Source organism: Protofrankia sp. CiP1_Cm_nod2, from assembly GCF_920664355.1.
GTDB lineage: Bacteria > Actinomycetota > Actinomycetes > Frankiales > Frankiaceae > Protofrankia.
The window spans coordinates 1-4,113 of the sequence record NZ_CAKKTL010000064.1 but is presented as its reverse complement, the minus strand read 5'-3'; the positions used below and the strand labels follow the sequence as shown (position 1 = coordinate 4,113).

Annotated in this window: 3 protein-coding genes; 2 read left to right on the top strand and 1 reads right to left on the bottom strand. The window is 70.9% G+C overall.

Features of this window, described 5'->3' with window-relative positions; translation table 11 throughout:
* Both katG and NBW84_RS09565 read left to right on the top strand, forming a co-directional pair.
* The coding region (gene katG, locus NBW84_RS09570) for a catalase/peroxidase HPI (protein ID WP_250283746.1) at positions 1–1,911 on the top strand (1,911 nt) is incomplete at its 5' end.
* Between the two features lie 349 nt (positions 1,912–2,260).
* A complete protein-coding gene (locus NBW84_RS09565) occupies positions 2,261–3,112 on the top strand; it encodes a DUF72 domain-containing protein (RefSeq protein WP_250283745.1) in 852 nt (283 codons plus the stop codon).
* Between the two features lie 141 nt (positions 3,113–3,253).
* Here NBW84_RS09565 and NBW84_RS09560 read toward each other — a convergent pair.
* Positions 3,254–4,113 (bottom strand): alpha/beta fold hydrolase (locus tag NBW84_RS09560; protein WP_250283743.1); only part of this gene is annotated, 860 nt, incomplete at its 5' end.

The window sequence follows — 4,113 nt, the reverse complement described above, 5'->3', positions numbered from 1 at the left end:
CACAGCGCGGGCACGTACCGCATCAGCGACGGCCGCGGTGGCGCCGGTGCCGGCCAGCAGCGCTTCGCGCCCCTCAACAGCTGGCCGGACAACGCGAACCTCGACAAGGGCCGCCGCCTGCTGTGGCCGGTCAAGAAGAAGTACGGCCAGCAGCTCTCCTGGGCCGACCTGTTCGTCCTCGCCGGCAACGTGGCCCTGGAGTCGATGGGCTTCACGACCTTCGGCTTCGCCGGCGGCCGTGAGGACGTCTGGGAGCCCGACGAGGACGTCTACTGGGGCCCCGAGAGCGTCTGGCTCGGCGACGAGCGCTACACCGGTGACCGGGAGCTCGAGAACCCCCTCGCCGCGGTCCAGATGGGCCTCATCTACGTCAACCCGGAAGGCCCGAACGGCGTCCCGGACCCGGTCGCCGCGGCCCGCGACATCCGCGAGACGTTCCGCCGGATGGCGATGAACGACGAGGAGACGGTCGCCCTGATCGCCGGCGGCCACAGCTTCGGCAAGACCCACGGCGCGGCCAGCCCGGACGAGCACATCGGCCCGGAGCCCGAGGCCGCCCCCATCGAGGAGCAGGGCCTCGGCTGGAAGAACACCTTCGGCACCGGCAAGGGCGGGGACACGATCACCAGCGGGCTCGAGGGCGCGTGGACGCCTACCCCGGTGACCTGGGACAACAGCTTCCTCGAAACCCTGTTCGGCTACGAGTGGCAGCTGACGAAGAGCCCTGCCGGGGCGTACCAGTGGAAGCCGGCGGACGGCGCCGGCGCCGGCACCGTCCCCGACGCCCACGACCCGTCGAAGCGTCACGCCCCGACAATGCTGACGACGGACCTCTCGCTGCGGCTCGACCCGATCTACGAGCCCATCGCCCGGCGCTTCCTGGAGCACCCGGACCAGTTCGCGGACGCGTTCGCCCGGGCGTGGTTCAAGCTGACGCACCGCGACCTGGGGCCGGTCTCGCGTTACCTCGGCCCGGAGGTCCCGGCCGAGCCGCTGCTGTGGCAGGACCCGGTCCCGCCGGTGGCCCACGAGCTCGTCGACGCCGCGGACGCCGCCGCCCTCAAGGAGCGGATCCTCGCCTCGGGCCTGTCCGTCTCACAGCTGGTCAGGACCACCTGGGCGGCGGCCGCGTCGTTCCGCGGCAGCGACAAGCGCGGCGGCGCCAACGGCGCGCGCATCCGCCTCGAGCCGCAGCGCGCCTGGGAGGTCAACGAGCCCGACCAGCTGGCCGTGGTCCTGCGCGCCCTCACGGGGATCCAGGAGGCCTTCAACGCCGCCCAGACCGGTGGCAAGCGGATCTCGCTCGCCGACCTGATCGTGCTCGCCGGTGACGCCGCGGTCGAACGGGCCGCCAGGAACGCCGGCTTCGACGTCGAGGTCCCCTTCACGCCGGGACGGACCGACGCGTCGCAGGAGCAGACCGACGTGGAGTCGTTCGCTGTGCTCGAGCCGGCCGCGGACGGGTTCCGCAGCTACCTCGGGAAGGGCCAGCACCTGCCGGCCGAGCTCCTGCTGATCGACCGGGCGAACCTGCTGACCCTGAGCGCCCCCGAGCTGACGGTCCTCATCGGTGGTCTGCGTGTCCTGGGGGCGAACTACGGGCAGTCGCCGCTCGGGGTCCTCACCACGGCCCCCGGGACGCTGACCAACGACTTCTTCGTCAACCTGCTCGACCTGGGCACGACGTGGGAGCCGACGTCCGAGGACGCGAACACCTTCGAGGGCCGCGACAGTGCCACGGGCGAGGTCAGGTGGACCGCCAGCCGCGTCGACCTCATCTTCGGCTCGAACTCCGAGCTGCGCGCGCTCGCGGAGGTCTACGCGAGCGACGACGCGCGGGAGAAGTTCGTGCGCGACTTCGTCGCGGCGTGGACCAAGGTGACGAACCTCGACCGGTTCGACCTCACCTGATCATGATCAGGTCATGACCTGATCGAGGCCCGGTCCTGACATCCTGGTCAGCCGGCCGGCCGGCCGGCCCGCGCCGGCCCCGGCTGACCAGGACGTTCCCGTTCCCGTTCACGGACCGGTCGGCCGGCTGGTCCGCGACGTGAACCGGCCGTGCCCAGCCGGCGTCTGGCCGGTGCTGGAACAGGAGCTGGGGCCCGGAGACGTGCGTTCCGTCGCCGGGGCGGGCCCGGCGCCTGGATACAGTACGTCCGTACAGGTATGTGTGCTGCGTGTGTCACGGTCGAGACCTGGAGGGCGAGCTCGGGCCCGGCTGTCATGGGCGCGGCTCGTTCACGGAGGGCTCGGGGCCATGCGTCTTCACGTGGGATGCGCGATGTGGACGCACAGGTCATGGCAGGGGCGTCTGCTGGCACATCCGCTCCCGTCCCACGAGCGTCTGCGCCACTACGCGAGCTGGTGCAACGCGGTCGAAGGAAACACGACGTTCTACGCGACCCCGGCCAGCGACACCGTGGTTTCGTGGGCACGGCAGACCGGCCCCGACTTCCGGTTTGTGATCAAGATGCCAAAGGTCATCACGCACGAACGCCGTCTCACGGACGTCGACGAGGCGCTGCACGCCTTCCTGGCGGCGATCGAGCCGCTCGGCCCACGGGCCCATGCCCTCTGGATACAGCTGCCGGGGTCGTTCGCTCCTGCCGACGTCCCCGCGCTCGCCCGCTTTCTGTGCCGGCTCACCAGGTCCCACCGGTACGCCGTGGAGGTCCGTCACCCCGCGTTCTTCAACGATCCTCGCGCGGCGCGGCTCCTCGAAGCGGCGCTTGCCACCGTGGCCGCCGAATGGATCCCATTCGACACCACCGCATTCTTCCAGAGCCCTCCCAGCAGCGATGCCGAACGGGACGCATGGACGAGGAAACCGCGCCTGCCGCTGCGGCCGCTCGCGTTGACCGACCGGCCGATCGTCCGCTACCTCGGCCGCGACGCCGCCGAGCGGACGATCGAAGGCTGGCAGCGTTGGATCGACATTGTCGCCGGATGGCTGCGTGAGGGCCGGTCACCCACCGTTTTTGTCCATACTCCGGACAACGCCGACGCACCGCCGCTCGCCCGCCGCTTCCACGACGAGGTCCGGGTACGCGTGCCCGGACTCGACGCGCTGCCCCAGCCGATACCGACCGAGCCCCTGACCCTTTTCTGACGCGGCGCGGGGGACGGTTTCCCGCGGCTCGCGGATTCCCCGCGAGCCGCGGATCCATCCCGGATGGAGGCGGTTCCCCCTTCGAGGACGGGGCAGATACTGTCTCCGGTCCCCGTCCTCGAAAGGGCTGGCCACGGGCTTTCAGCTTCCCTGGGTGGGACGACGCCGGCCGGTTTCTTCGAGCGCGGCGGCCAGAATCGGCCCGAGCTGGGCCAGTGCCTCGGGCCGCATCATGTGATGGTGCGTGCTTGCGATGGCGTGGATGGTGATCATGCCATCGACGTACGGCTGCCATGCCCGCGGTGTCGGGTGGTCGTCAGGCGGGCTGTCGGGGGCGGGCTGGGCCGCGGTGAACAGCAGCAGGTCCCCGTCGAAGCGGCCGGGGGTGAATCCCCGCAGCAGCCGGACGTTGTTGTTGGAGACATCGATGACGGCTGCCAGTGCGCGCTCTTCCAGGAGTTCCGCCGGAATGGTGCGTTTGCGGCGTAGGAGGTCCATCACGCGGTCACGGTCCAGTTCCTCGTCGAGTGGCCCCTCTTCGCTGAGGCCGGCGGCGTCGAGGAGGAGAGTGAGGACGTCCCGTTCGCTGAGCGGTGCCGCTTCTTGCGAGGATTCCGCCCCGAGGGGATAGGCGTCGAGCAGGGCCAGGAGCGCGACCTGCTCACCGGCGCGTTGGAGCTCGGCGGCCAGGGCATGGGCCACCACACCGCCGAAGGACCAGCCGAGCAGGTGGTAGGGCCCGGCCGGTTGGGCCGCGCGGATCTGCTCGAGATAGTCGGCGACCATCTCCTCCAGGGTGGCCGGCAGCTCTTCCGGCCCGGCCAGGCCCCGTGCCTGCAGGCCGTAGAGCGGATGGTCCGCGAGGTAACGCGCCAGCCCGATATAGGGCCAGCTGATACCGCCAGCCGGATGGACGCAGAACAGCGGAGGACGGCTGCCGGTGGGACGCAGGGGCAGCAGGACCTCCAGCATGCTCCCGCCGGTGGCGGGGCTGGCGCCGC

What these genes read in the sequence shown, in the direction of transcription:
- NBW84_RS09565 (WP_250283745.1), top strand. Translation starts at nt 2,261, where the DNA reads ATGCGTCTTCACGTGGGATGCGCGATGTGGACGCACAGGTCATGGCAG.